The 23,277-nt window shown below is 64.8% G+C and carries 24 protein-coding genes; 12 read left to right on the forward strand and 12 right to left on the reverse strand.

Features of this window, described 5'->3' with window-relative positions:
- Window positions 1–41: 41 nt before the first annotated feature.
- The 4 genes from GGD67_RS01910 (at window position 42) to GGD67_RS01925 (ending at window position 2,673) form a co-directional block, all read left to right on the forward strand.
- Complete coding sequence (locus GGD67_RS01910) at window positions 42–785, forward strand: tyrosine-protein phosphatase (protein WP_179730664.1); 744 nt, start codon at window positions 42–44, stop codon at window positions 783–785.
- Window positions 786–805: 20 nt separating this feature from the next.
- Window positions 806–1,486 (forward strand): SDR family oxidoreductase, encoded by a 681-nt coding sequence (locus GGD67_RS01915; protein WP_026201859.1) that lies wholly within the window; start codon window positions 806–808, stop codon window positions 1,484–1,486.
- 99 nt (window positions 1,487–1,585) lie between these two features.
- A complete protein-coding gene (locus tag GGD67_RS01920) occupies window positions 1,586–2,272 on the forward strand; it encodes a DUF2161 domain-containing phosphodiesterase (protein ID WP_179730665.1) in 687 nt (228 codons plus the stop codon).
- A gap of 95 nt (window positions 2,273–2,367) precedes the next feature.
- A complete protein-coding gene (locus GGD67_RS01925) occupies window positions 2,368–2,673 on the forward strand; it encodes a hypothetical protein (protein WP_018317488.1) in 306 nt (101 codons plus the stop codon).
- A 79-nt stretch (window positions 2,674–2,752) separates the two neighbouring features.
- On the opposite strand, the gene GGD67_RS01930 is transcribed toward GGD67_RS01925, so the two are convergent.
- A complete protein-coding gene (locus GGD67_RS01930; RefSeq protein ID WP_179730666.1) occupies window positions 2,753–3,364 on the reverse strand; it encodes a GNAT family N-acetyltransferase in 612 nt (203 codons plus the stop codon).
- A 152-nt stretch (window positions 3,365–3,516) separates the two neighbouring features.
- Window positions 3,517–3,915 carry a PaaI family thioesterase gene (locus GGD67_RS01935; protein ID WP_179730667.1) on the reverse strand — a complete coding sequence of 133 codons (399 nt, stop codon included), beginning with the start codon at window positions 3,913–3,915 and terminating at the stop codon, window positions 3,517–3,519.
- Between the two features lie 117 nt (window positions 3,916–4,032).
- Between GGD67_RS01935 and GGD67_RS01940 the strand changes: the two genes are divergently transcribed.
- Window positions 4,033–4,854 carry a cobalamin-binding protein gene (locus GGD67_RS01940; RefSeq protein WP_179730668.1) on the forward strand — a complete coding sequence of 274 codons (822 nt, stop codon included), beginning with the start codon at window positions 4,033–4,035 and terminating at the stop codon, window positions 4,852–4,854.
- Window positions 4,855–4,929: 75 nt separating this feature from the next.
- Here GGD67_RS01940 and kynU read toward each other — a convergent pair whose 3' ends face one another.
- The 5 genes from kynU to GGD67_RS01965 form a co-directional block, all read right to left on the reverse strand.
- Window positions 4,930–6,132 carry a kynureninase gene (gene kynU / locus GGD67_RS01945; RefSeq protein ID WP_179730669.1) on the reverse strand — a complete coding sequence of 401 codons (1,203 nt, stop codon included), beginning with the start codon at window positions 6,130–6,132 and terminating at the stop codon, window positions 4,930–4,932.
- A gap of 20 nt (window positions 6,133–6,152) precedes the next feature.
- Complete coding sequence (kynA, locus tag GGD67_RS01950) at window positions 6,153–6,992, reverse strand: tryptophan 2,3-dioxygenase (RefSeq protein WP_018317492.1); 840 nt, start codon at window positions 6,990–6,992, stop codon at window positions 6,153–6,155.
- Window positions 6,993–7,028: 36 nt separating this feature from the next.
- Entirely contained in the window at window positions 7,029–7,838 is an 810-nt protein-coding gene (locus tag GGD67_RS01955) for an alpha/beta hydrolase (RefSeq protein ID WP_179730670.1), read from the reverse strand.
- A 248-nt stretch (window positions 7,839–8,086) separates the two neighbouring features.
- Window positions 8,087–9,364 (reverse strand): ArgE/DapE family deacylase, encoded by a 1,278-nt coding sequence (locus GGD67_RS01960; protein ID WP_092262999.1) that lies wholly within the window; start codon window positions 9,362–9,364, stop codon window positions 8,087–8,089.
- A gap of 54 nt (window positions 9,365–9,418) precedes the next feature.
- A complete protein-coding gene (locus GGD67_RS01965; protein WP_028144959.1) occupies window positions 9,419–10,144 on the reverse strand; it encodes a pyridoxamine 5'-phosphate oxidase family protein in 726 nt (241 codons plus the stop codon).
- A gap of 76 nt (window positions 10,145–10,220) precedes the next feature.
- On the opposite strand from GGD67_RS01965, the gene GGD67_RS01970 reads away from it, so the two are divergent.
- Complete coding sequence (locus GGD67_RS01970; RefSeq protein ID WP_179730671.1) at window positions 10,221–11,711, forward strand: PLP-dependent aminotransferase family protein; 1,491 nt, start codon at window positions 10,221–10,223, stop codon at window positions 11,709–11,711.
- 67 nt (window positions 11,712–11,778) lie between these two features.
- Entirely contained in the window at window positions 11,779–12,024 is a 246-nt protein-coding gene (locus GGD67_RS01975; protein WP_018317497.1) for a DUF6719 family protein, read from the forward strand.
- Here the strand turns inward: GGD67_RS01975 and GGD67_RS01980 are convergent, their stop codons facing one another.
- The 3 genes from GGD67_RS01980 to GGD67_RS01990 all read right to left on the reverse strand — a co-directional run bounded on the left by GGD67_RS01980 (window position 12,025) and on the right by GGD67_RS01990 (window position 13,780).
- Window positions 12,025–12,390: a hypothetical protein gene (locus tag GGD67_RS01980; protein WP_018317498.1), complete on the reverse strand. Its 366-nt coding sequence runs from the start codon at window positions 12,388–12,390 to the stop codon at window positions 12,025–12,027.
- A gap of 34 nt (window positions 12,391–12,424) precedes the next feature.
- Entirely contained in the window at window positions 12,425–12,844 is a 420-nt protein-coding gene (locus tag GGD67_RS01985; protein WP_179730455.1) for a hypothetical protein, read from the reverse strand.
- A 387-nt stretch (window positions 12,845–13,231) separates the two neighbouring features.
- Window positions 13,232–13,780, reverse strand: a complete 549-nt coding sequence (locus GGD67_RS01990) for a CreA family protein (RefSeq protein WP_179730672.1) — start codon at window positions 13,778–13,780, stop codon at window positions 13,232–13,234.
- 208 nt (window positions 13,781–13,988) lie between these two features.
- Between GGD67_RS01990 and GGD67_RS01995 the strand changes: the two genes are divergently transcribed.
- The 4 genes from GGD67_RS01995 to GGD67_RS02010 all read left to right on the forward strand — a co-directional run bounded on the left by GGD67_RS01995 (window position 13,989) and on the right by GGD67_RS02010 (window position 17,986).
- Window positions 13,989–15,572, forward strand: coding sequence for a L,D-transpeptidase family protein (locus GGD67_RS01995; protein ID WP_179730673.1), 1,584 nt, complete (start codon window positions 13,989–13,991; stop codon window positions 15,570–15,572).
- 93 nt (window positions 15,573–15,665) lie between these two features.
- Window positions 15,666–16,235, forward strand: a complete 570-nt coding sequence (locus GGD67_RS02000) for a glutathione peroxidase (protein ID WP_179730674.1) — start codon at window positions 15,666–15,668, stop codon at window positions 16,233–16,235.
- Window positions 16,236–16,401: 166 nt separating this feature from the next.
- Window positions 16,402–17,427 (forward strand): polysaccharide deacetylase family protein, encoded by a 1,026-nt coding sequence (locus GGD67_RS02005; RefSeq protein WP_179730675.1) that lies wholly within the window; start codon window positions 16,402–16,404, stop codon window positions 17,425–17,427.
- A 7-nt stretch (window positions 17,428–17,434) separates the two neighbouring features.
- Entirely contained in the window at window positions 17,435–17,986 is a 552-nt protein-coding gene (locus GGD67_RS02010; RefSeq protein WP_018317504.1) for a dihydrofolate reductase, read from the forward strand.
- Window positions 17,987–17,990: 4 nt separating this feature from the next.
- Here the strand turns inward: GGD67_RS02010 and GGD67_RS02015 are convergent, their stop codons facing one another.
- Complete coding sequence (locus GGD67_RS02015) at window positions 17,991–18,443, reverse strand: DoxX family protein (protein WP_018317505.1); 453 nt, start codon at window positions 18,441–18,443, stop codon at window positions 17,991–17,993.
- A 296-nt stretch (window positions 18,444–18,739) separates the two neighbouring features.
- Window positions 18,740–21,046, reverse strand: a complete 2,307-nt coding sequence (locus GGD67_RS02020; protein WP_179730676.1) for an NADP-dependent malic enzyme — start codon at window positions 21,044–21,046, stop codon at window positions 18,740–18,742.
- Between the two features lie 247 nt (window positions 21,047–21,293).
- On the opposite strand from GGD67_RS02020, the gene GGD67_RS02025 reads away from it, so the two are divergent.
- Complete coding sequence (locus tag GGD67_RS02025; RefSeq protein WP_179730677.1) at window positions 21,294–23,264, forward strand: hypothetical protein; 1,971 nt, start codon at window positions 21,294–21,296, stop codon at window positions 23,262–23,264.
- The last annotated feature ends 13 nt before the right edge of the window (window positions 23,265–23,277 follow it).

Below are 23,277 nucleotides of genomic sequence, written 5' to 3' on the forward strand. Positions count from 1 at the left end.
CCCCTCGTGCGTCCAATGGAACCATAACCGAAGCCGATCCCATGTCAGATTCCCCCGCCCGTCACCTCGCCTTGCAAGGCGCCAGCAATTTTCGCGATCTCGGCGGCTACCCGACCATCGATGGCCGCACCACGCGCTGGCGGCACATCTTCCGCTCCAACCATCTCGGCCAGCTCACCGCTGCCGATATCGAGATCGTCAGGGCGCTGGGGGTGCGGAGCGCTTTCGATTTCCGTGGGGTTGAGGAGCGCGCGGCCGGCGTCTGCGTTGTCAGCGAGATCACGGTGCATTCGCTGCCGATCGAGCCGAGCGTCGTGGCTGCGCTGCGGACTGAACTCGCGAGCGGCACGCTGACGGCACCGGTCGCGCTGGAGCTCATGCGCGAATCCTATCGCAACTACGTTCGCTACCACACGAACAGCTTTCGCAACCTGTTCGGCCATCTCCTCGAAGATCGCGCGCCGCTGGTGATTCACTGCACGGCGGGCAAGGACCGCACCGGCTTTGCCAGCGCGCTGATCCTGCATGCGCTCGGCGTACCCGATGAAATCATCGCCGAGGACTACCTGCTCACCAACCAGCATTACAAGCGCGATGCGACGGCCGCCTTCGACCTGCCGGAGGACGTACGCAATGCCATCGGCAGCGTCGAAGCCTCGTACCTTGCCGCTGCATTCGAAGCCATCGGCAGTGAATATGGCGATCTCGAAACCTATCTGCGCGACGCCCTCAAGCTTGGCACGGCGGAGCGGACCGCGCTGCAGGCGCGCTATCTGCAAGCATAGGCCGCGCCCGGAGAGTGATGATGCAAGACAGGATCCTGATCGTGACAGGCGCACTCGGCGCGCTCGGCAAGGTGGTTGCGGAGATCGCACGATCGCGCGGCGCGCGCGTGGCCGGCATCGATCACGCGCCATCGCAGATTCCCGCAACGCCCGAGAGCATCGAGATCGGCGGCGTCGACCTCTCCGACGCGGCCCAGGCGAAGACGGCAGTTGACGCGGCGGCCAAGCATTTCGGCCGGCTCGATGCGCTGATCAACATCGCAGGCGGCTTCGCCTTTGAAACCGTGGGCGATGGCGACGTCAAGACCTGGCAGCGCATGTACGCGCTGAACGTGCTCACCGCGCTCAACACCTCGCGCGCGGCGCTGCCGCATCTCGCAGCGTCCAGGGCCGGCCGCATCGTCAATATCGGCGCCATGGGCGCGCTCCAGGCAGGCTCCGGCATGGGTCCCTATGCGGCCTCGAAAGCGGGTGTGCATCGGCTTACCGAGTCGCTGGCCAGCGAGTGGAAAGGCAAGGTCACGGTGAATGCCGTGCTGCCGTCGATCATCGACACCGCCGCCAACCGCGCCGATATGCCGAAGGCGGATTTCTCCAAATGGGTGACGCCGCGGGAACTCGCCGAGGTCATCCTGTTCCTGGCCGGCGACGCGGCCAGCGGCATCACCGGCGCGCTGATCCCGGTCGGAGGACGGGTGTAAACGCGTTGCGTTCGGATCCTCCTGCGCGGGAGCTCTGATTCAATCGGACCCCAGAACGCTCTAGACTGCCCGCAACTGATTCTCCGACCGGACGTCCCCTTGGAAACTACGCTCTACCTGCCCGTCAAACGCTTCCTCGAAGAGCTCGGCTTCACCGTCAAGGGCGAGATCGGCGGCTGCGATCTCGTGGGCCTCAGCGCCGGCGATCCGCCCGTGGTGGTGATTGGCGAGCTCAAGCTCGCCTTCAATCTCGAGCTGATCCTACAGGCGGTCGACCGCGCGCCGGCCGGCGACGAGGTCTGGATCGCGGCCAAGATGTCGATCCGGGGCAAGGGGCGCGAGAGCGACGCGCGCTATCGCAATCTCTGCCGCCGTCTCGGCTTCGGCATGCTCGGCGTGACCGACCGCGGCCAGGTCGAGGTGCTGGTGAAGCCGCCGACCGCAGCGCCCCGCCGCGAGCCGAAAGTGCGGTCGCGCCTCGTTGCCGAACACCAGCGCCGCCAGGGCGATCCCGTGCTCGGCGGCAGCACGCGCGCCCCGATCATGACGGCCTATCGGCAGCAGGCTCTGGCCTGCGCCTCAGCGCTCGCCAACGGGCCGCGGCCCGTGCGCGAATTGCGCGAGCGCTGCCCTGACGCCGGCAAGATCTTGCTTAACAATGTGTATGGCTGGTTCGAACGGGCCGACCGGGGAATCTACGGGCTCACCGAGGCCGGACATGCCGCCCTGAAGCGCTGGCCGCAACAACGGATCGAGACCGATGCCGGTGTCGCGTCACCGCCCTGACACCCGACCGGTGCATAGCTGAGATGCCATACCAATTGCATATTGCAATGCAACATTTGGGGCACTAGGTATCCCGGCATCAAAACGAGGCCGTTATGAGCGCAGACTGGAATACCAAATATGGCACGCGGCGCGTCCGCCACGATCCGCCCACCCTGGACGAGGCGATCTTCGCCGCCATCGGCATTACCGACGATCATGAGCAGCAGGCCGAGATCGCCGCAGCCTTGATGGGGATGCCGCTCGATGTCGTGCAGGCCGAAGTGAAGAAGCAGGCGCGCACCAATAGCCGCATCACCGCCACCCGCGTGATCGCCGGCGAACAGGGCGCACAGCGCTCCGTGGTGGTCGAACGCCGCGTCGTCCGCCGTTTCGGCAACGACAAGCGCACCGGCACCTGAGCGTTCATTTCGCGCCCCCAGAATACGAAAGCGGACCGGCCACGCCGGTCCGCTTTTTGATTCAATCCGCTATTTGCGGTCAGGCGGCGCGGTTGTCGTACATGCTGGAGATGATCTTCCAGCAGGTCGAGTTGAGGCTGAGCAAAGCGCGGCCGGCCCTGAACGGCGAGGCCGCGAGATCGGCAAGTTCGGCCTCAGGCGTCTTGGCGAGGTCGATAGTGCCAGTCGATTCGCCGTGACGGAAAGCCAGATGCGCGCCGAACTTCCTGGCGAGCGCCCGCATGGCGTGATTCTCGGCGCCCGTGGTGATGCGCAGGCTCTTATAGCCTTTCCAGCGCGCTTCAGCGATCAGGCGGCTGAACAAGACCGTGCCGACGCCCTGGCGGCGCGCGGAGGCTTCCACACTGAAGGCAACTTCAGGCAGCGAACCATCTTCCGGCGGATACAGCTCGGCAGCACCACGGACCACGCCGTCGACGATATAGGCGACGATCACGGTGCCGTCCTCGGCGCAGCGGGCGGCGTAACGCTCGATAAATGAGTCGTCGAGAAAGCCGTTGAAACGGTCGTGCCGGCTTCCGGCATCGAGTCTGAGCAGATGATCGCGCAGGAGCGGCAATTCTTCCTGCTGGCTCAAGGTCCGCACATAGCCCGGAACGGACGGCGCGCGAACGGTGTCTTCAAGTACCACGTCAAAACTCCTCTTGGTGTCCCTCGAGGAGGCGTTCGAATCCCTAGGCCCCCTATATTGTGCATCGCACCATTCTTTTCAAGGAGGGAACCTGCCTAACTTCGCGGCATCGGGAACAACTAATTCGTTAACAAAATCAAGGCGCCGTAGTCTTACAGAACCAGCTGAGTCTGGGTCACCACCGCCACTAGCTTGCCATCCTCGGTTTCCAGCCGCGTGGTCCAGACCTGGGTCTTTCGGCCCCGATGGACCGGGGTCGCCGTGGCAATCACCGTGGTTCCCTCCTTGGCCCCGCCGATGAAATTGGTCTTGCTCTCCAGCGTGGTCGTGCCCTTGGCGTCTTCAGGCAGATTGATCACGGTCGCGGCCGCACCGACGGAATCGGCCAGTGCCATCACCGCGCCGCCATGGATAGTGTGGTGCAGCGTGCAGAGATCGGGGCGGACCATCATCCGCGCCACCACGCGGTCCTTCCCGGCCTCGATGAACTCGACGCCCTTGAGCTCGGCGAACGGCATCTTCATCGCTTTAAGTTTCTCGAGCGGCGTCATCAAAAGTCCTCCCAATCGATTGTTCTCCCAGCGTGAATTGCTTCGGGCGGCAAAGCAATGACGTCGGAGGTAATGGCGGCCGTGACATCGCCGCGGCATGTGCGCATATGAAACGCCATGCGCCACTTCCCGCCCCGCCGCATCGTCTGCCTGACCGAAGAGACGGTCGAAACGCTCTACCTGCTTGGCGAGCAGGACCGCATCGTCGGCGTCTCCGGCTACGCGGTTCGTCCGCCGCAGGTGCGGCGCGAGAAGCCACGGGTGTCAGCCTTTGTCTCCGCGGACATCCCGAAAATTCTGACGCTGGAACCGGACCTCGTGCTGGCCTTCTCCGATCTCCAGGCCGGCATCGTCGCCGATCTGGTCCGCGAGGGCATCGACGTCCACGTCTTCAACCAGCGCGGCGTCGCCGGGATCTTGGCGATGATCCGCACGCTCGGTGCGCTGGTCGGCGCGACGGAACGCGCGGCGGAACGCGCGGCGGAACTTGCGCAAGGTCTTGAGCGGCGCTTGGCCGCGATTGCCGCGACACCCCGCCCCTCGCCGCGGCCGAGAGTTTATTTCGAGGAATGGGATAACCCGCTGATCTCCGGGATCGGCTGGGTGTCCGAGTTGATCGAGATCGCCGGTGGTGAGGATGTGTTTCCGGAGCTGCGCCATCGGCAGGCCGCGAAGGATCGCATCGTCTCGGCGGAGGCAGTACGCAAGACCGCGCCCGATGTCATTCTCGCATCATGGTGCGGCAAGAAGGTCGTGCCGGCCCGCATCAAGCAGCGTGAGGGTTGGAGTGAAATTCCGGCCGTCCGCAACAACCGCATCGTCGAGATCAAGTCGCCGATCATCCTCCAGCCTGGACCGGCCGCACTCACGGATGGGCTTGATGCGATCGTGACGACGTTGTGGGGACAGGACTCGAAACTGCCTACCCCGTCATCTTGAGGTGCGAGGCATGGGACGCTTCGCGCCGACAGGCTCGCACCTCAGGGTGACGGTGATAGAAGGCGGCATGGATTTTCACGTCACCGCATTCACCACCTGATATTCCGGCCGCCGCCAGATCTCGCCCGCGATCACCTCCTCGATGATCGCGGCCGCCCGGACGATCTCGCTCTCGCCAATGTACAGCGGCGTAATCCCGAACCGCATGATGTCAGGCGCGCGGAAGTCGCCGATGACGCCGCGAGCGATCAGGGCTTGCATCGCTGCGTAGCCGCCATCGAAGGCGAAGGAAACTTGCGAGCCGCGGCGTTCATGGGCGAGCGGGGTAACGAGCTTGAGCTGCGGACAACGGCGTTCGACCTCCGCAATGAGGCGATCACCGAGCGCCAACGAACGCGCACGGACCTCTGCCATTTCGACGCGATCCCAGATGTCGAGCGAGGCCTCCAGCGCCGCCATTGCCAGCACCGGCGGTGTCCCGACGCGCATACGCTCGACGCCACCTGCGGCCGCATAGCCAAGCTCGAATGCGAACGGCTTTGCGTGGCCCATCCAACCCGACAGCGCGGCGCGCGCGCTGTCGGCATGGCGCGGGGCAACGTAGAGGAACGCTGGCGCGCCGGGGCCGGCGTTGAGATATTTGTAGGTGCACCCCGCCGCGAAATCGGCGCCGCAGCCGGCAAGATCGACCGGCAGCGCGCCGGCGGAATGCGCGAGATCCCAGACCGTGACGATGCCGAGCGCATGCGCCTTTGCGGTGAGCTTCGCCATGTCGTGACGCCGGCCGGTGCGGTAATCGACCTCTGTGATGTAGAGCACCGCGATCTCGTCCGAGAGTGCGGCGTCGATCTCCTCCGGCGCCACCAGACGCAATTGATGGCCGCGCCCGAGCGTCGTGATCAGGCCTTCGGCCATGTAGAGGTCGGTCGGGAAATTGCCGGTGTCGGACAGGACGACCTTGCGGGACGCGTTCATGTCGAGCGCAGCAGCCAGCGCCTGATAGACCTTGAGCGACAGCGTATCACCCACCATCACCGAGCCGGCTTCCGCACCGATCAGCCGCGCGATGCGATCGCCGACGTGGCGCGGCTGGGCGTACCAGCCGGCGGTGTTCCAGGCCCGGATCAACTCATTGCCCCACTCGGTCGTGATGACGCGGTTGACGCGCTCGGCCACGCCCGCCGGCAGCGCGCCGAGCGAATTGCCGTCGAGATAGATCACGCCGTCAGGCAGATGGAACAGCGCTTTGGTGTCGTCATAGACGCGATATCTGGTCATAGACATTTCTTTGGGCGTTTCTACAGAATGGTGCGGACGCGCCAGAGTTCGGGGAATAGCTCGACCTCCAGCATGCGCTTGAGATAGCTGACGCCCCCAGTGCCGCCGGTGCCGCGCTTGAAGCCGATGACGCGCTCGACCGTCGTCACGTGGTTGAAGCGCCAGCGGCGGAAGTAATCCTCGAAATCGACCAGCTTCTCGGCGAGTTCGTAGAGCATCCAATGCGTCTCCGGCGCCTCGTAGACGACGCGCCACGCCTGCAGCACGCCTTCGTTGAAGCTGTGGGTCTCGCGAACATCGCGCGCGAGCACCGCCGCCGGCATCTTCAGCCCGTTGCGGTCGGCGAGCCTGAGCACTTCATCATAGAGGCTTGGGGTCGCAAGCTCGGCTTCGAGCAGCTTCGTCGTCTCCACGTCGTGCGCGTGCGGCTTGAGCATGGCGTGGTTGCGGTTGCCGAGCAGGAATTCGATCAGCCGGTATTGGCGCGACTGGAAACCGGAGGACTGTCCGAGCTGCGAGCGGAAGCGCGTGTACTCGCTCGGCGTCATCGTGCGCAGAACGTCCCAGGCGTTGTTGAGCTGCTCGAAGATCCGCGACATCCGCGCCAGCATCTTCATGGCGGGCTGCACCTCGTCTCCGGCGATGGCACGGCGTGCGGCGCTCAGTTCGTGGATGGCCAGGCGCATCCACAGCTCCGTGGTCTGATGCTGGATGATGAACAGCATCTCGTCATGCGCTTCCGACAACGGATGCTGCGCGCCCAGGATCGCATCCAGCGCCAGGTAGTCGCCGTACGACATCCGCCGGGCGAAATCGGTCTCGGCGCCTTCTCTCGTGGGATCGTAATCGCTGGACGTCATGGACAGGCCCTTTCGATCGATCTTCCCCGGCTTTGCTCAGTCGAGCCCGATCAGGCGCGCGGTGATCGGCGATGACGGATCCTTCAGTCCGTCGATCACGGTAAAATGGTTCAGTCCGGGATCGACGACGAGGCGGGTCGGCACGTCGAAGCCGGTCCAGACATTGGCCATCAGATCGGACTGGCGGATGAATTCCGGCCGCTCGCTGCCGCCGACCCAGGCGGTGACGGGTGAATGCCCGCGTGGCAGATGCAGGGCGGCGCTTTCGAGCGTCGCCTCCTCCATCGTCATGCGCAGCGTCTCGTTCATCTTCGTCTTGAGCAGCGGACGCAAATCATGCAGGCCGCTGATCGAGAGCGTGCCGGCGATGCGGTTATAGACAACGGGCTCCAGCCGGCTGTCGTCGCACAGCATGCGCGTGACGAGATGGCCGCCAGCGGAGTGGCCGGCGAGCCGGATCGGCCCGGGGACGAGCGAGGCCGCTTTGGCGATCGCCGCAGCGATCTCGGCGGTGATGTCGCAGATCCGTGCGGCCGGCGTCAGCGTGTAGCTCGGCAACGCCACCGCCCAGCCATGGTGGCGCGCGCCTTCGGCGAGATCGGTCCAGGTCGATTTGTCGAAGCGCATCCAGTAGCCGCCGTGGACAAAGACGACGAGGCCCTTGCTGTCGCCGTCGGGCGGGATCAGGTCGAGGCGCTGACGCTCGCCGGCCCCATAGGCGATGTCGGCGCGAAAGTTCTTCAGCCCGGCGCGGTAAGCCGCCGCCCGCTCCGCCCATTGTCCAGGCATCTTTTCCGAGCCGGGGATATGGGCCGAATTGGCGTAGGCATCATCCCAATCGCGCATTGTCGCTCCCACGGACTCGTCCACCGAACCGGACGCCAGTCTGCCACCGGGAGGCCCGGCAGCCTAGTCTTTCTTTTAAGCTTAAAGGATTTGAGAGTCAGTGTTTCGGGCAGATCGCGCTCCAGCCGAGACGCCGTAGGGTGGGCAAAGCGGAGCGTGCCCACGATCTTTATCATGTCGGGGAAAACTGGTGGGCACGGCGCAAGGGCGCCTTTGCCCACCCTACGAAAGCAGCGATGGGGCGACGACTACCCCTTCTCCACCCCGCACCATTCCGCGATGAACAACGCCATCGCCTTGGTGGTCTTCTTCAGCGACTCCAGCTCGACATATTCGTTGAAGCCGTGCATCTCGCCGCCGCTGGCGCCAAAGCACAGGCTGGGGATGCCGTGGTTGAGGCCATAAAATCGGGTGTCGGTGAGCGCGGTGAAGACCAGATCCTCAGGCGTGCCGCCGTAGACTTTGCCGAACGCCTTGCCGAACGCGGCTTCCGGTGCCGCCGCGTCGGTCAGCTCATAGCCCTCCGACAGGAAGCCCGACCATTCAATCTCCGGCGGATTGTTGGCGAGGAAGCGGTGGTTGCGCGCGGCAGCGGCGACGCAGGCCGTGATCTCCTTCTGGTGATCGGCAATCGACCAGCCCGGCAGCACCGCGATCCGGCAATCGACATCGCACCAGGCCGGCACGCTGGAGGCCCAATCACCACCCTTGATGATGCCGGGGTTGAAGTTGATGGGATGGTTCAGCGTCTTGAAGTGCCTGTCAGCCTTGGCCCGCTCGTTCCACTCGATCTCGAGCTTTTGCAGCGCCTGGATCAAATGATAGGCGGCCATGATCGCGTTCGCGCCGGAGCCGGCAAAGGCGACATGGGTCGGGTGCCCCTTCACCCGCAGGCGAAACCAGATCACGCCGACCTGCGAGCGCACCATCTTGCCGCCGGTCGGCTCCGGAATGAAGCAGGCGTCCGCGCGATAGCCGCGCTGCAGCGTCGACAGCGCACCGACCCCCGTGCTCTCCTCCTCGATCACTGACTGGAAGTGGATCCGTGCCGTCGGCTTGAGACCGGCGGCCTTGATCGCATCGAGCGCATAGAGCGCGCCGATGGTGCCCGACTTCATGTCGCAGGCTCCGCGGCCGAACATCTTGCCGTCCTTGATGACGGGCGAGAACGGCGGCGTGTCCCACAGTTCCAGGGGGCCGGCGGGCACCACGTCGCAGTGGCCCTGCAGGATCAGCGATTTGCCGCCATTCGTTTGCGGACGGTAGGTGCCCACCACCGAACGCGCCTTGGAGAAGTCGTGCTCGATCGGACCGAAGCCGCGCAGATCCTTGAGGTCGTCGACATCGATGTGCCAGTCGTCGACCTCGTAGCCGCGCGCGCGCAGGAGGTCGCCGATCATGTCCTGGCACGGCCCCTCCGCCCCGCGGGTCGAAGGGATTGCGACAAAATCGCGTGTGGTGGCGAGCTGGGCCTCGAAGCCGGCATCGACGGCGTCAAGAATCCTCTGCTGCGTTTCGGCATTCATCAGGCAACTCCCGGCATTCCAATGGTTCCCAAGGAGCGCGCAAGCTAGCCGATTTCAGCCGTTCGGGTACTCCACAAAATAAGCATCCCGCAATGCATCTTCGAGCAGGCGGCCTTCCGAATAGCCATTCAGCGTCGCAGGCCGGCTGACGCCGTCGAGCAGGCGCGGGCATGGCTCCGGCGCGCCGAGCACGGTGCGCACCGGGATGCGCTCGGCATAGATCGGCAGCGCATAGTCCTCGTCGTCGTCAGCAACACCCTTGGCGCGGACCTTGGCCGAGGCTTCCTCGATCTCCATCGCAATGAAAGACGTCGCCTTGATCTCCTGCGTATTACTGGCCCGCAGGCTCGCCGTGCGGTCCGGGAAGAAGCGGTCGACCATCGCGATCACCGCGCGCTCCTTCTCCTCGGGGTCGGTGACGAGATAGGCGGTGCCGAACGCCATCACCGCACGGTAGTCTGCGGAGTGATTGAAGCCACAGCGCGCCAGCACGAGGCTGTCGAGATGGGCGACCGTGAGACACACGCGCTCGCCTTTGGTCTGGCTGCGCAGCATCCGGCTCGCGCTCGATCCGTGCCAGTACAGCTTCGTGCCCTCGCGCCAGAAGAACGTCGGTGTGCAATAGGGCTGGCCGTCGATCACGTAGGAGACGTGGCACAGCATCGAGGAATCCAGGATGCGATGAACCGTGGCGTGGTCGTAGAAGCCGCGGTCGTGCCGGCGCTTCACCTGGTTGCGCACTGAGGTCGGATAGGAATTCGAGGTCTCGGTCTGGCTCACGGCCGCTCCTGCTCGGATTGGAAGAAATCTGGAAGCAGTTGTAGCGGCGCATTTGGTCTGCGATAGTTCCAATTCCATGCGAAATATTCCGACCAATTCTCTCCCCGCACCGGCCAAGCCTTCCTTGCCGACAAAGGCCGAGCTGCCGCTCGACCTCACCGGACCGCATGTCACGCCAGGCGCCTCCGCCGCACACCGGCTCTACCAGGCGCTGTGCGAGATGATCGTCTCCGGCCTCGTCAAGCCCGGCGAGCCGCTGCCGCCGTCGCGCACGCTGGCCAAGCAGACCGGCTTTCGGCGCAACGCCGTCGTCATCGCCTATGAGCGCCTGATCACCGACGGCTTCGCCGAGGCGACCGTTGGCTCCGGAACGTTCGTCGCCGCGCGCATTCCTGCGCGCACGGCCGAGCCGAACAAGCCGAAGGTCATTGTCGAAACGCCGGGGCAAGGCGCGTTCGCGCTCGGCTGCACCCATATCGACGAGCGCGCGGTGCAGCGCTTCCGCGCCTTCGTCGGCCGGCGCATGCGCGCCTTCGGGCCTGAGCATTTGCATTATGGCGACCCCCGCGGCAGCCGCGAGCTGCGCGCGGCAATCGCCGATCACCTGTTGTCGGCGCGAGGCCTGCGCTGCGACCCCGATCAGATCATGCTCACATCAGGCACGCTGCATGCGCTGCGCATCGTGCTGAGCGCGATCCTGAAGCCGAACGACCAGGTCTGGTGCGAGGACCCTGGCTACCCCGCCGCGCGAAAAACCATCGCGCATTGCGGCTATCGCGCCGTGCCTGTTCCGGTCGACGAGCACGGGATGCAGGTCGCCAAGGGACGCTCTGCCGGCCCCAACGCGCGCGCGGCCTATGTCACGCCGTCGCACCAGTTTCCGCTGGGCGTGCAGATGTCTATGCCGCGGCGGCTCGAGCTTCTTGACTGGGCCAAGCAGGCCGGCGCTTTCGTGCTGGAGGACGATTACGACAGCGAGTTTCGCTATGACGGCGCACCGCTGATGTCGCTCGCCGGCATCGATCGCCTCCAGCGCGTGATCTACCTCGGCACGTTCGCCAAGACGCTGTTTCCCGGCCTGCGCATCGGCTATTGCGCCCTGCCCGAACGCCTGATCGAGGACGTGACGGCTGCGCGCGCGGCGCTCGACCGATTCCCCGGCACGCTGATGGAAGGCGCGGTGGCCGACATGCTCAACTCGGGCGCGTTCGCCGCAAACCTCAAGCGCGTACGAAAACTCTATCGCGAGGCCCGCGACGTGCTGGCCGAAACGCTGGAAGCCGCATCCGATGGCGCGCTATCGGTACCGGTGCCATCGCAAGGCCTGCATCTCGTCGCCCGGTTCGATCCCTCGGTCGACCTGTCGGTGGCAGCGCGGGCCAAGCAGGCGGCCGGCGCGGAAGGCTGGCTATTGGCCGACACCTATTCGCGCGCGCGCCCTCTGCCCGGCTTCGTGCTGGGATTTTCCGGCCATGCGGTTCCACAGCTCGTTGCCTCCGCCGAACGGCTCGCGCGGGAATCGCGCGCCGCGCTGCGCACGAGGAAGAGATCGGCCCGGCGGCCCTGACAAAGGTTCACTATCAGAATCGCGAGCCCGTCCTTACATTGCGGTATCAATGCCGGGATCTTTCACCATGCTTTTCCGCCGTGCAGCTTGCCTCTCGCTCCTGATCTCCGCCGCGCTCGTGACGACGGCGCACGCCGTCACGGTCGGACGCGAGCAGGACATTACCGATCTCAAGCTGGGCCAGCGCGTGCAGGTGGATGACGGAACCTGTCCTGCCGGACAGGTCAAGGAAGTCCGCGGAACAAAGATGACCGACAAGGGCGTCGCGCGCACCGCCGCCTGCGTGCCGCGCTACGGTCCGAAGACGAAATAGTTACTGCTTGGCCGGATCGAACATGCACTGCAAGGTCGGCTTGGCGATCTTGGTGAAGGTCGGGCCGATCTCGCCCTGCTTGGACGCCGGCACCCAGTCGGTCTCGATGGTGGGCACGCCGGTCTCGCTGATGCCGCGCAACAGCGCTTCGCGCAGATCGCGGTCCTCGACGGCGGCTGCGGCGTGATCGTGCAGGCAGCCGCAGACTTCCTCGGGATGTTCCCACCGCCCGAGCATCCGCGGCGCGCATTGGCGCACGAACTCAGTGCGGGGATCCGGTAACCTTGAGGGCGCACGCACCTGCGCCTGGGCGGCATTGATCGTCAGAACGGACACGAAGGCAGCGGCGCAAAATCGAACGATCATGATGGCCTTTATCGGCTGATTTTCTTGTTATCGATTAGAAGCGCGCGGCAACCACGATCGACTGCGACGTCGTGGGGGTGATCGGCGAACCGCTGTACTGGAAGGTGCCGACACCGGGGAGATTGCCGTCCGGCGCGCCCGCGAACGAAGAGCCGGCGATCACGAAACCGAAGGCAAGGATGAAGCTCAGCGCGCGCATGGTCTTGTCTCCGAATTCGTGGCCGGCGGTGCGCCGTTCGTCGTTGTGAAGCTGATAACCATGGGCGGTTTCGCGCGTGATGCGCCAAAAGCGCAAAATGGTTTCATCTTGCGTGAGAATTGTTTCGTCCGATCCGGGACGACGACACAATTCTCCAAAAAGACCAATCATTTCAGGTAGGTCTCGCCGCAGCTCAAAGTCGCCTGCCAAGTTCCGTTTGCGGTGCGCGAACACACCGGACGCTACCGCCGTCATGCTCCCGCCTCACCCGCTTCACACGCATTTTACGTTTTTCTGCTGAATGGAGCGGCAAACGAGGGCTGGGTCGAACCGAGGTCACATCGGCTGCGACCCAAGCCATCGAAGCCAGGACGCCCGGATCACCGGGCGCGTTCACTTGAGGGATGGCCATTATGGCGGCGCAAGATCGCGCAATGCCGCGCGAGGCGGACCAACGGACGGACCGCGGAGATCAACAGTCGAATCGCGTCGCCGCAGCCGGCGCAATGTCGTTGCAGTCTGGCCGCGGCTTTGAAGCCGCGCCACAAGCGTTCGTGCGGCTGACCGGCTCGCACCTTGTCAAACCGCGGGCCAGTCGCGCTGAGTGAAACGCTGACGCGTCACGGAGTGAACGCAAGCGCGTCACTGAGTGAAGAACTCGCCGCACTTCTGGACATTTGCGTCCGCCGGTCCCCACGGCATGATCGGCACGGTCGAGGTCGAGTTCTTCGGCGAGCCCTCGATCAGCCTGTCCGAATAGACCATGTAGACCAGCACGTTGCGCTTGGTGTCACAGCCGCGCACGATCTGCATCTTCTTGAAAAACAGCGAGCGGCGCTGGCGGAACATGTCGTCGCCCTGCTCCATCTTGCTCTTGAACTTGATCGGGCCGACCTGGCGGCACGCCAGTGAGATATCCGAGACCTCCTCGGCAAGGCCCAGCCAGCCCTTGAAGCCGCCCTTTTCCGGCACGGTGAAATGACAGGCGACGCCCTCGACTTCGGGATCGTCGAGACCATAGGTCGCAAGCTTGTCGTTCGGGCTCATCCATTTGAACACGGTGGACCGGCGAAAGATCAGATCGGGCTCGTCGGCGGCCGAAACGGACGCCGCCGGCACGACCAGGGCCAGGAGGAAGAAAGCAAAGCCTTTCAAGTGGATGCTGGAAAGACCGAGGAAACGAGATGACATGAAGTTCTCCGGTAACAAGTCGCCACAATGTAGGCATGTGGCAGCCGCTCAGGAAGACGACGGACAGACGGGCGCGGCCGCCGTTTACCGCTCCGTGAGGCTTTTTTGCTACGGCTTGGACAAATGTAGCTGATGGCAGAACCGCCTTGCTGGTGAACGCGTATCCCCTCTGCGAGACTAACGTCTGATTTGGATTATGGATTCGAGGATGAACAGCGTGAACGGGTCGGGTTTTTCTGCCAAGCCGGCGCGACTGTGGCAGGTCGCCATTTTGACGGCGGCGGGTGTGATCGGCGCGACCAGCCAGGCAGACGCAGCATATTATTATTGGACGGATTATTCCGACGGGTCCTATTACGCCCGGCCCGACCGGCATCCCGAAATACCGCGCCAGAAGCCGCAGAAGCGCGGCGCTGCGGTCAAGAAGGAAGCTGTCGCCGGGAAGGAAGCCGGGACCAAGCCACAAGGGCCGCTGGTCATCGTCGTCTCGATCGACCGGCAGAAGGTCACGGTCTACGACACCAAGGGCGTGTTCGCGGAATCTCCGGTGTCGACAGGCATGAAGGGCCATTCGACGCCGATGGGTGTGTTCAGCGTCATCCAGAAGCACAAATTCCACCACTCCAACATCTATAGCGGCGCGCCGATGCCGTACATGCAGCGGATCACCTGGTCCGGCGTTGCCATGCATGCCGGCGTGCTGCCGGGCTATCCGGCTTCGCATGGCTGCATCCGGATGCCGATGGCGTTCGCGGTGAAGATGTGGAACTGGACCAGGATGGGCGCGCGCGTCATCGTCGCGCCCGGCGAGATGACGCCGCACAGCTTCTCCCATCCCCTGCTCGCCTCCGTGCGCGTGCCGCCGCAGCCTGCGGCCAGCCTCGAGCCGCAGACCAATGTCGGCGACGAGGCCGACAAGGGCGCCGCGCTGACCAAAACCGAAACCAAAACTGCCAGCGCCGACAGCGTGCTTGAGCTGCGCACGTCCGTCGGACACGTCGTGATGTCGGATGTGACCACGGGCAATGCGTCAGCCCGCGAGGAAGCCGCCGTACCGGCCGACAAGACCAAGACGGCCGAGGCATCCGACGCGGCCAAGCCTCAATCGGAGGAAGCCGCCAAGCCGGCTAGCGACGACAAGCCGGCTGCCGACAAGGTCGAAGCTATCAAGACCGAGCCGGTCAAGACGGAAGCCGCGGACTCCGCGAAGACACCCGATGCGCCGGCCACTGCAGCTGCGCTCGCCGCCTCGCCCGACGCGAAGAAGGATGACGGCCGCGTTGCCGAACCGGCGCCGGCCGTCAAGCCGGAAGCGCCCAAGCGGGCCGGCCAGATCGCCGTCTTCATCAGCCGCAAGGATTCCAAGCTCTACGTGCGGCAGAATTTTGCGCCGCTGTTCGAGGTCCCGGTCACGATCGCCACGAGCGACCGTCCGCTCGGCACGCACATATTCACCGCCGAGCTCGACAAGACCGATTCCAATGCGCTGCGTTGGTCGGTGGTGTCGCTGCCGGTCTCCGCCCGTTCCGCGGCCCGCGAGGACGACAGCCGCCTCACGCGCCGCAAGGGTGGCGCTGCGGTGATCCCCGTCGCCGCCAAGCCTGTGCCTGCCAAGCCCGTGGTCACGCCGGACAGCCCGGCCGCGGCCCTCGACCGCATCTCGATCCCCGCCGACACCATGGCGAAGATCAACGAGATGCTGACATCAGGCGGCTCGATCATCATCTCGGACCAGGGCATCAACCAGGGCGAGACCGGCGAAGGCACCGATTTCATCGTCCGCCTGTACTGACCTGTTTCACGGCGCCCCGATAACGCGGTGTTGACGAGGCAGGTCGCACCGGCAGAGTAACATGCGGCCCGGATCATTTCGGGGGACGCCGTCATGATGAATCGCAGAACCATGCTCACCGCGGCGCTTGCAGGCATGCTCGCGCCGGCAACACGCGCGCTCGCCGATGGCGGCATGAGCCGGATCTCGGCCTATGCCTTCTCCTTCCCCGCTTTGTCCGGTGACGACATCCGCCTTGCCGCTTTCACCGGCAAGCCACTGCTGGTGGTCAACACCGCCTCGCTCTGTGGCTACACGCCGCAATATGCCGGCCTGCAGGAGATCTGGAACGAGTTTCGCGCGCGCGGGCTCACCGTGATCGGCGTGCCCTCCAACGATTTCGGCGGCCAGGAGCCGGGCGGCACTAGCGAGATCACGGAGACCGCGCACCACCAATATGGTGTTACCTTCCCCGTCGCGGCCAAGGCGAATGTCGTCGGCGCGAAGGCGCATCCCTTCTACAAATGGGCCGCCGACGCACGGCCGCGGGAAGTTCCGCGCTGGAACTTCCACAAATACCTGATCGGCCGCGACGGTTATATCGCCGAGGTCTTTCCGTCCGCGGTCGAACCCGCTGACACGCGGATCAAGACCGCCATTGCCAGGACGCTGGCCGACAGTTGACGCGCGACGCCCCAATCCGGCTGGGCACAATTGTGGCGGGATGCCAAACAGCCGTTGCAATGGCGATGGCCCACCATCTAGGCTAGGATCGTTTGGGGCAGGATGGGTTTTGCTCGCGGCGAAAAAGCCGCGGCGGAACAACGGGATCAATCTCGAGGACAACACCATGCGTGTGGCGGCAGGACTGATTTTGGCAAGCGCAATGTCGGTTGCGATGACCGGCGCAGCATGGTCGCAGACCCCGGCCGCAAAGCCCGCGGCTGCGACGCAAGCCGCACCCGCGGCGACGCCGGCCGCGGCCGCGCCTGCTGCGGCTCCGCCAGCAGCTCCCGCGGCAGCCGCCGCGCCGGCAGGCTTCGTCAATCCGCCTCCGCCCAAGCAGGCGCCGCAGCCGGCCCGCGCGGCCTGCAACACGCCGGGCGCGCTCGGTGTCGCCCGAACCGTCGAGATCGACACCACGGGCGGTCCCGGCTTCGGCTTCGAGCACTTCAAGGACCTCGACTTCCTGCGCGACAAGGAGGTGGTGCTGACCTTCGACGATGGCCCCTGGCCGAAGAACACGCCCGCCGTGCTGAAGGCGCTCGCCGACGAATGCACCACCGGCATCTTCTTCTCGATCGGTAAGCACGCGACCTATGAGCCGGAGATCCTGAAGCAGGTCTACGCGGCCGGCCACACCGTCGGCACTCACACCTGGTCGCACGCCAATCTCAACAACAAGAAGCTCACCGAAGCGCAGCGCAAGGAAGAGATCGAGAAGGGCCTGTCCGCGGTGAAGTGGGCGCTCGGCGGCATCTCGCCCTCGCCGTTCTTCCGCTTCCCGGCGCTTCAGCATCCGCCGGAGATGGTCACCTATCTCGGCAACCGCAACACGGCGATCTTCTCCTGCGATATCGACTCCTTCGACTTCAAGGCTTCAAAGCCCGAGAAGGTGGTCGAGACCGTGATGAAGAAGCTCGACACCAAGGGCAAGGGCATCATTCTGATGCACGACTTCCAGAAGCACACCGCGGAAGCCCTGCCCGAGTTGCTCAAGCGCCTGAAGGCCGGCGGCTACAAGGTGGTGGCGATGCGCGCCAAATTCCCGGCCTCGTCGCTGCCCGAATACGACCAGGAGCTGCTCAAGGACGCCAAGCTGCCGACCGTGAGCCAGCGCCCGGTCAATTCCGTGGTGACGACCGTTTCCGAATAGACGGCCATTGTCTTTCCGTATCGAAGGCTACGTCATCGTCTCAGCGGACGGCATGCTCGCCGACGCCGGCCACGTCATGCCCGACAGCCTGAAGTTCGACGGCGACAAGCTGTTCTTCGAGCAGGCGCTCGATCGCGCCGCGCTGACCGTGCATGGCCGCCACTCGCACGAGCAGCAGCCGAACTCGCCGAAGCGCAAGCGGCTGATCCTGACCCGCAAGATCAAGGCGCTCACCGTCGATCCGGAGATGCCGAACGCGACGCTGTGGAATCCGGAACAGGCGAGCTTCGAGGAGGCCTGTGCCTTTGCCGATGTCGCCTCCGGCATGGTCGCCATCATCGGCGGCCCAGCCGTGTTCGAGATGTTCATGGGCCGCTACGATACGTTCTGGCTGTCGGAAGCCCCGCATGTGCGCCTGCCCGGCGGCGAAGGCTGTTTCGTCGGCGTGCCGGCACGGACGCCGCAGCAGGTGCTGGCGTCGCACGGCCTGAAGCCGGGCACACCGTATCTGCTCGATGCGGCGCATGAGGTGACCGTGACACCCTGGCGCCGAACGTAGGCCCTCAGACGTCCCCGTACGCCGCTTCGGCCGGACGCGTGGTGCGGCCGTATCCCATGATCATGAACAAGGCGCCGATGATCGAGAGATTCTTCAGCGCGTCGACCACCATCTTCGCGTTGTCGGGCGGCGCCTGGTTCCAGAAATCGTCGAACAGCACGGTCGCGACCGCGACGTAGATGATCAGCAGCATCGCGAAGAACCGCGCGCCGAAATTCAGTGCGATCATCAGCCCCGCGATGATCTCGAGCGCGCCGACGGCGATCGCCAGCAGCTGCGGCGTGGTCATGGCGGTGGCCGTCTCCACCTGCTTGGCGTAGGGCGCGACGATGTCGGGCACCACGACCTTGGTGGCGATGAAGTCGGCGGTCGCCTGAATGGCAAAGAGCTTGGTCGCGCCCGTGTAGATGAACAGAACGGCGAACAGGATTCGCCCGAAAGTCACGAACGCTGGCATGATCGGCCTCTTGGCAAAGCGCTAAGCACGGAACGCGTGAGGATTATGAAGAGTCGCGCGCCGCTTTACAAACGGGGAAATGGCGAACTGAAAGTAATTCAAGATTTGCGGCCTCTTCCCTTCTCCCCTCGTGGGAGAAGGTGGCTCGCCGCAAAGCGGCGAGACGGATGAGGGGTATCTATCGGCGCGGAAACTCGCGAGATCCCGAGGCGCGGAAACAACCCCTCATCCGGCGCTGCCATCCCTTCTCCCACAACAAGGGGAGAAGGGATGGCAGCGCCGATGACGCTAGAAGCCTACGTGAACAACGTCGGCTGCCGTGCGGCGCGCTCCTGCGCTTCGACGACCGCGACGGCCGTCATGTTGAGGATGCCGCGCGCCGTCACCGAGGGGGTGAGGATATGCGCCGGGCGCGCCGGGCCGACCAGGATCGGGCCGACGGGCAGCGCGTCCGCAAGCGACTTGATCATCTGATAGGCGACGTTGGCGGTGTCCAGCGTCGGCATGATCAGGATGTTGGCCTCGCCCTCGAGATTGGAGTGCGGCAGCACCATTTTTCGCGCCGCAGCCGAAAGTGCCGTGTCACCCTGCATCTCGCCGTCGGCCTCGATCTCCGGATGCTTATCCTTCAACAGCTGGGTCGCGCGGCGCATCTTGCGCGAGGAATCGGTGTCGTAGCTGCCGAAATCCGAGTGCGAGACGAAGGCGATCTTCGGCTTGATGTTGAAGCGCTGGACGTGGACCGCGGCGAGCGATGCGATCTCGGCGAGCTCCTCCGCGCTCGGATTGGGGCGAACCTGCGTGTCGGCGATGAAGAAGGCGCCCTTGCTGGTGATCAGCAGCGCCAGCGCCGCGTAGTCGCTGATGCCCGGGCAAAAACCGACGATCTCGCGGACATGGCGCAGATGGCTCATGTAGCGGCCCTCGACGCCGCAGAGCATGGCATCCGCCTCCCCGCGCGTCACCGCGAGCGCAGCGATCACCGTGTTGTTGGTGCGCACCACCGTGCGCGCCGCATCCGGCGTCACGCCGCGGCGACCGGCGACCTCGACATAGGACTGCACATAGGAGCGATAGCGCGGATCGTCCTCGGGATTGACCAGGTCGAAATCCTTGCCGGCGCGGATCGAAAGACCGAAGCGCTTGATGCGCGCCTCGACGACCGAAGGACGGCCGACCAGGATCGGCCGCGCCAAATTCTCCTCCAGCACCACCTGCGTGGCGCGCAGCACGCGCTCGTCCTCGCCTTCGGCATAGATCACGCGCACCGGCTGGGTCTTGGCCTTGGCGAACATCGGCTTCATGACGAGGCCGGAGCGGAAGGCGAAGCGCTCGAGCAGCGCGGTGTATTCGTCGAAATTGGTGATGGGCCGCGTCGCCACGCCCGACTCCATCGCCGCCTTCGCCACCGCCGGCGCGATGCGTAGAATCAACCGGGGATCAAAGGGACTCGGGATCAGCGAGCCCGGGCCGAACCCCTGCGTCTCGCCGGTGTCAAAACCCTGCGCGACCGCATCCGAGGGCGCCTCGCGCGCGAGCTGCGCGATGGCCTCGACGGCAGCGTGCTTCATCTCCTCGTTGATGGCGCTGGCGCCGACATCGAGCGCGCCGCGGAAGATGAACGGAAAGCACAGGACGTTGTTGACCTGGTTCGGATAGTCGGAGCGGCCGGTGCAGATCATGGCGTCAGGGCGCACCTTGCGCGCCTCCTCCGGCATGATCTCCGGGGTCGGGTTGGCGAGCGCCATGATCAGCGGCTTGTCGGCCATCGCCTTGGCCATCTCGGGCTTGAGCACGCCCGGCGCCGAGAGACCGATGAAGATGTCGGCGCCGCCGATGACGTCGCCGAGCGTGCGCTTGTCGGTCTTCTGCGCATAGACCGCCTTCCAGCGGTCCATCGTGGTGTTGCGGCCCTCATGCACGAGGCCGTCGATGTCGCAAACCCAGATGTTCTTGCGCTGTGCGCCCATCGACACCAGCAGATTCAGTGTCGCGATGGCCGCGGCCCCTGCGCCGGAGGCGACGATCTTGACGTCCGACAGCGTCTTGCCGTTCAGCCTGAGACCGTTGGTGATGGCGGCGGCGACGATGATCGCGGTGCCGTGCTGGTCGTCATGGAAGACCGGGATCTTCATGCGCTCCTTGAGCTGCGCCTCGATCTCGAAGCATTCGGGTCCCCGGATGTCTTCCAGATTGATACCGCCGAAGGTCGGCTCGAGCGCCGCCACAGTCTCGACCACGCGGTCGATGGTGTCTGCGGCGATCTCGATGTCGAACACGTCGATGCCGGCGAATTTCTTGAACAGGACGGCCTTGCCCTCCATCACCGGCTTGGAGGCCAGCGGTCCGATATTGCCGAGGCCGAGCACGGCGGTGCCGTTGGAGACCACGGCGACCAGATTGGCGCGGGTGGTCAGCGTGGCGGCTTCCGCCGGGTTCTTGGCGATCTCGGTGCAGGCCGCGGCGACGCCCGGCGAATAGGCCAGCGCGAGGTCACGCTGGTTGGCAAGCGGCTTGCTTGCCTGGATCTCGAGCTTCCCAGGGCGCGGCAGACGATGGTAGGCGAGCGCCGCCTGGTGGAGATCATCAGAATAGGACGACATGCGGTGTCTCGCCTCGCGTTACCGGCCTCAAAAATGCACGATCCGAAGCCGCGGTCCAAGCGGACCGTATTTCCGGGTCATGGAAACGGGATGAAGCACGCCGGGCGCCCCGGTGGCAACATCCGATTGCGCGCCCATCAACAGGGCGCGCGGTCAAATATTTGAAAATCATAGCTTTCCCTGGACCGCGCGGCGTTTCGCGAATATGGCAGGTTGCGCGGTGCAAAACGAGCAACTGGAGCTGGGAATGAAGCGAATCCTGATCGGCCTGATCGTGGCAGCCGTGCTCGGCGCGGGCGGATGGTTCGGCTTCAACCTCTATGTCCAGCATCGGATGACCAGCGAGGTCGAGGCGGCGTTCGAGCGGCTTCGCGCCGGCGGCAGCAAAGCCAGCCACGGCAAGATCGCCTTCGAGCAGTCGAGCCGGACGCTGACGATCGAGGACATTGCAATCGACCCCGGCAACCCGTTGCAGGGGCACGTCAAGATCGGCGCCTTCAAGAGCTCGGGCGTCCGCCAGATCGGCGAGACTCGCTTTGCCGCTGACGGCATCGACATCTCGGGTGTCGAGATTGCGTTGGATGAAGTCGGCCCCGGCAAGCTGAAATTGGCCTACAAGATCCCGCAGTTGACGCTGCGCGACTATGCGGGCCCCCTGCGCGTTCAAAACGTGCCGGCATCGAGCTCCTTGAGCGACATGTACCGGTTCGTGCTCGACCAGTTCGCGAGCCTGACGGCAACGTCCGTGATGATCCCGTCCATCAACATCAGTTTCGACGCCGGCAGCAGCGGCGGCAGCGGTGAAGTGGTCTATTCGGGCCTCGCGCTCCAAAACCTCGGCCGCGGCAAAGTCGATGCAATGAAGATGGACCGCGCCACCTTCACGATCAACGTTACGCAGCCGGGCAAGGCGGACAAGCTGACTGGCGAGATCTCCGGCATGATCGTCAATGATTTCGACTCGACCCCGATCCTCGCCGCACTCGATCCGCAGACGAGCGGTGACGACAGCTACCGCCGGGTCTACCGGCAAATCTCCACCGGCCCTTATGCACTCAAGTCCGCGCTGGGCCTGCGTATGGATATCGACGGCTTCGCCATGGAAGACATCGACGTGCAGCCGTCGAAGCTCCATTTGTTCGAGATGTTTGCCATGCTGCCGCAGGATAAGTCGGCCTCGCCAACGCCGACGCAAACGCGCGAGCTGATGGAGAAGGTCGCCGGATTCTACGACGCTATTCGCATCGGCAAAGCCGAGATCGGCAAGGCCTCGATTGGCACACCGCAGGGAACAGGGAAGATCAACGCGATCCGCTACCGGCAGGGCGAATTCGCGATCGAGGGCGTCGATGCACCTTCGCCGCAGGGTCAGTTCAAGATGGAGCGCTTCGCGCTCAAATCCTTCAGCATGCCGAACCTGATGCGCTGGGCTTCGGGTCTCACCAATCCCGGGCAACCGCCCTCGCCCGATCAGATGCTCGGACTGTTCCGCGTGCTCGAAGGCGCCGAGATCAAGGGCGTGGTTGCGCCTCATAACAACTCGCGGCAGCCGATCACCGTCGACACGATCAGCCTGAACTGGGGCCAGCTGGTGGGATCGATCCCGAGCAAGGCCAGTCTGGTCGTGAAGATGGTCACGCCGACCGATCCCGGCAATCCGGCGCTGCAGCCGCTGATCGTGGCAGGCGTGGACAAGCTCGCGATCGACCTCGATCTCGGCGCGGCCTGGACGGAAGCGTCAGGCGCATTCGCGCTGGCGCCGGCCACGCTCGATCTCGGCAACCTCGCCAAAGCGCAGGTAAGCGTGGCGCTCGCCAAGGTGCCGCGCGACCTCTTCACCACGACGGACCCGCTCGAGGCCATGGGCCAGTTGGCGCAGGTCGAGACCGGCGCAATCGAGCTGTCGTTGCGCGATCGCGGCGTTGTCGATCTTGTCGTGGCCCAGTTTGCGCGCGTGCAGAATGTCAGCCGTGATGCCGCGCGCAGCGCCCTCGTTGCGATGATCCGGGCGCAGGGCGAGAAGATCGCCGCCTCAAATCTCGATGCCAAGGCCGCGGTCGATGCGCTGGCCGGCTTCGTCGAGGCATCAGGCCAGACACTGACCATCAAGCTGACGCCGCTCGGCAAGCTGCCGGTACTTCAGCTCATGGACGTCCTCGACAACGAGCCGATCATCGCGCTGGCGCAGTTCAGGATCGAGGCGTCGACGGGGTTGTAGGTGACGGCGGTGC

Source organism: Bradyrhizobium sp. IAR9 (genome assembly GCF_013408065.1).
Classification (GTDB): domain Bacteria; phylum Pseudomonadota; class Alphaproteobacteria; order Rhizobiales; family Xanthobacteraceae; genus Bradyrhizobium.

Excerpts from the sequence above, each read along its gene's own strand:
- GGD67_RS01910 (WP_179730664.1), top strand. The coding sequence starts at position 42 with ATGTCAGATTCCCCCGCCCGTCACCTCGCCTTGCAAGGCGCCAGCAAT.
- GGD67_RS01915 (WP_026201859.1), top strand. The coding sequence starts at position 806 with ATGCAAGACAGGATCCTGATCGTGACAGGCGCACTCGGCGCGCTCGGC.
- GGD67_RS01925 (WP_018317488.1), top strand. The coding sequence starts at position 2,368 with ATGAGCGCAGACTGGAATACCAAATATGGCACGCGGCGCGTCCGCCAC.
- GGD67_RS01935 (WP_179730667.1), bottom strand. The coding sequence starts at position 3,915 with ATGACGCCGCTCGAGAAACTTAAAGCGATGAAGATGCCGTTCGCCGAG.
- GGD67_RS01940 (WP_179730668.1), top strand. The coding sequence starts at position 4,033 with ATGCGCCACTTCCCGCCCCGCCGCATCGTCTGCCTGACCGAAGAGACG.
- kynU (WP_179730669.1), bottom strand. The coding sequence starts at position 6,132 with ATGACCAGATATCGCGTCTATGACGACACCAAAGCGCTGTTCCATCTG.
- kynA (WP_018317492.1), bottom strand. The coding sequence starts at position 6,992 with ATGACGTCCAGCGATTACGATCCCACGAGAGAAGGCGCCGAGACCGAT.
- GGD67_RS01955 (WP_179730670.1), bottom strand. The coding sequence starts at position 7,838 with ATGCGCGATTGGGATGATGCCTACGCCAATTCGGCCCATATCCCCGGC.
- GGD67_RS01960 (WP_092262999.1), bottom strand. The coding sequence starts at position 9,364 with ATGAATGCCGAAACGCAGCAGAGGATTCTTGACGCCGTCGATGCCGGC.
- GGD67_RS01970 (WP_179730671.1), top strand. The coding sequence starts at position 10,221 with ATGCGAAATATTCCGACCAATTCTCTCCCCGCACCGGCCAAGCCTTCC.
- GGD67_RS01975 (WP_018317497.1), top strand. The coding sequence starts at position 11,779 with ATGCTTTTCCGCCGTGCAGCTTGCCTCTCGCTCCTGATCTCCGCCGCG.
- GGD67_RS01980 (WP_018317498.1), bottom strand. The coding sequence starts at position 12,390 with ATGATCGTTCGATTTTGCGCCGCTGCCTTCGTGTCCGTTCTGACGATC.
- GGD67_RS01985 (WP_179730455.1), bottom strand. The coding sequence starts at position 12,844 with ATGACGGCGGTAGCGTCCGGTGTGTTCGCGCACCGCAAACGGAACTTG.
- GGD67_RS01990 (WP_179730672.1), bottom strand. The coding sequence starts at position 13,780 with ATGTCATCTCGTTTCCTCGGTCTTTCCAGCATCCACTTGAAAGGCTTT.
- GGD67_RS01995 (WP_179730673.1), top strand. The coding sequence starts at position 13,989 with ATGAACAGCGTGAACGGGTCGGGTTTTTCTGCCAAGCCGGCGCGACTG.
- GGD67_RS02000 (WP_179730674.1), top strand. The coding sequence starts at position 15,666 with ATGATGAATCGCAGAACCATGCTCACCGCGGCGCTTGCAGGCATGCTC.
- GGD67_RS02005 (WP_179730675.1), top strand. The coding sequence starts at position 16,402 with ATGCGTGTGGCGGCAGGACTGATTTTGGCAAGCGCAATGTCGGTTGCG.
- GGD67_RS02015 (WP_018317505.1), bottom strand. The coding sequence starts at position 18,443 with ATGCCAGCGTTCGTGACTTTCGGGCGAATCCTGTTCGCCGTTCTGTTC.
- GGD67_RS02020 (WP_179730676.1), bottom strand. The coding sequence starts at position 21,046 with ATGTCGTCCTATTCTGATGATCTCCACCAGGCGGCGCTCGCCTACCAT.
- GGD67_RS02025 (WP_179730677.1), top strand. The coding sequence starts at position 21,294 with ATGAAGCGAATCCTGATCGGCCTGATCGTGGCAGCCGTGCTCGGCGCG.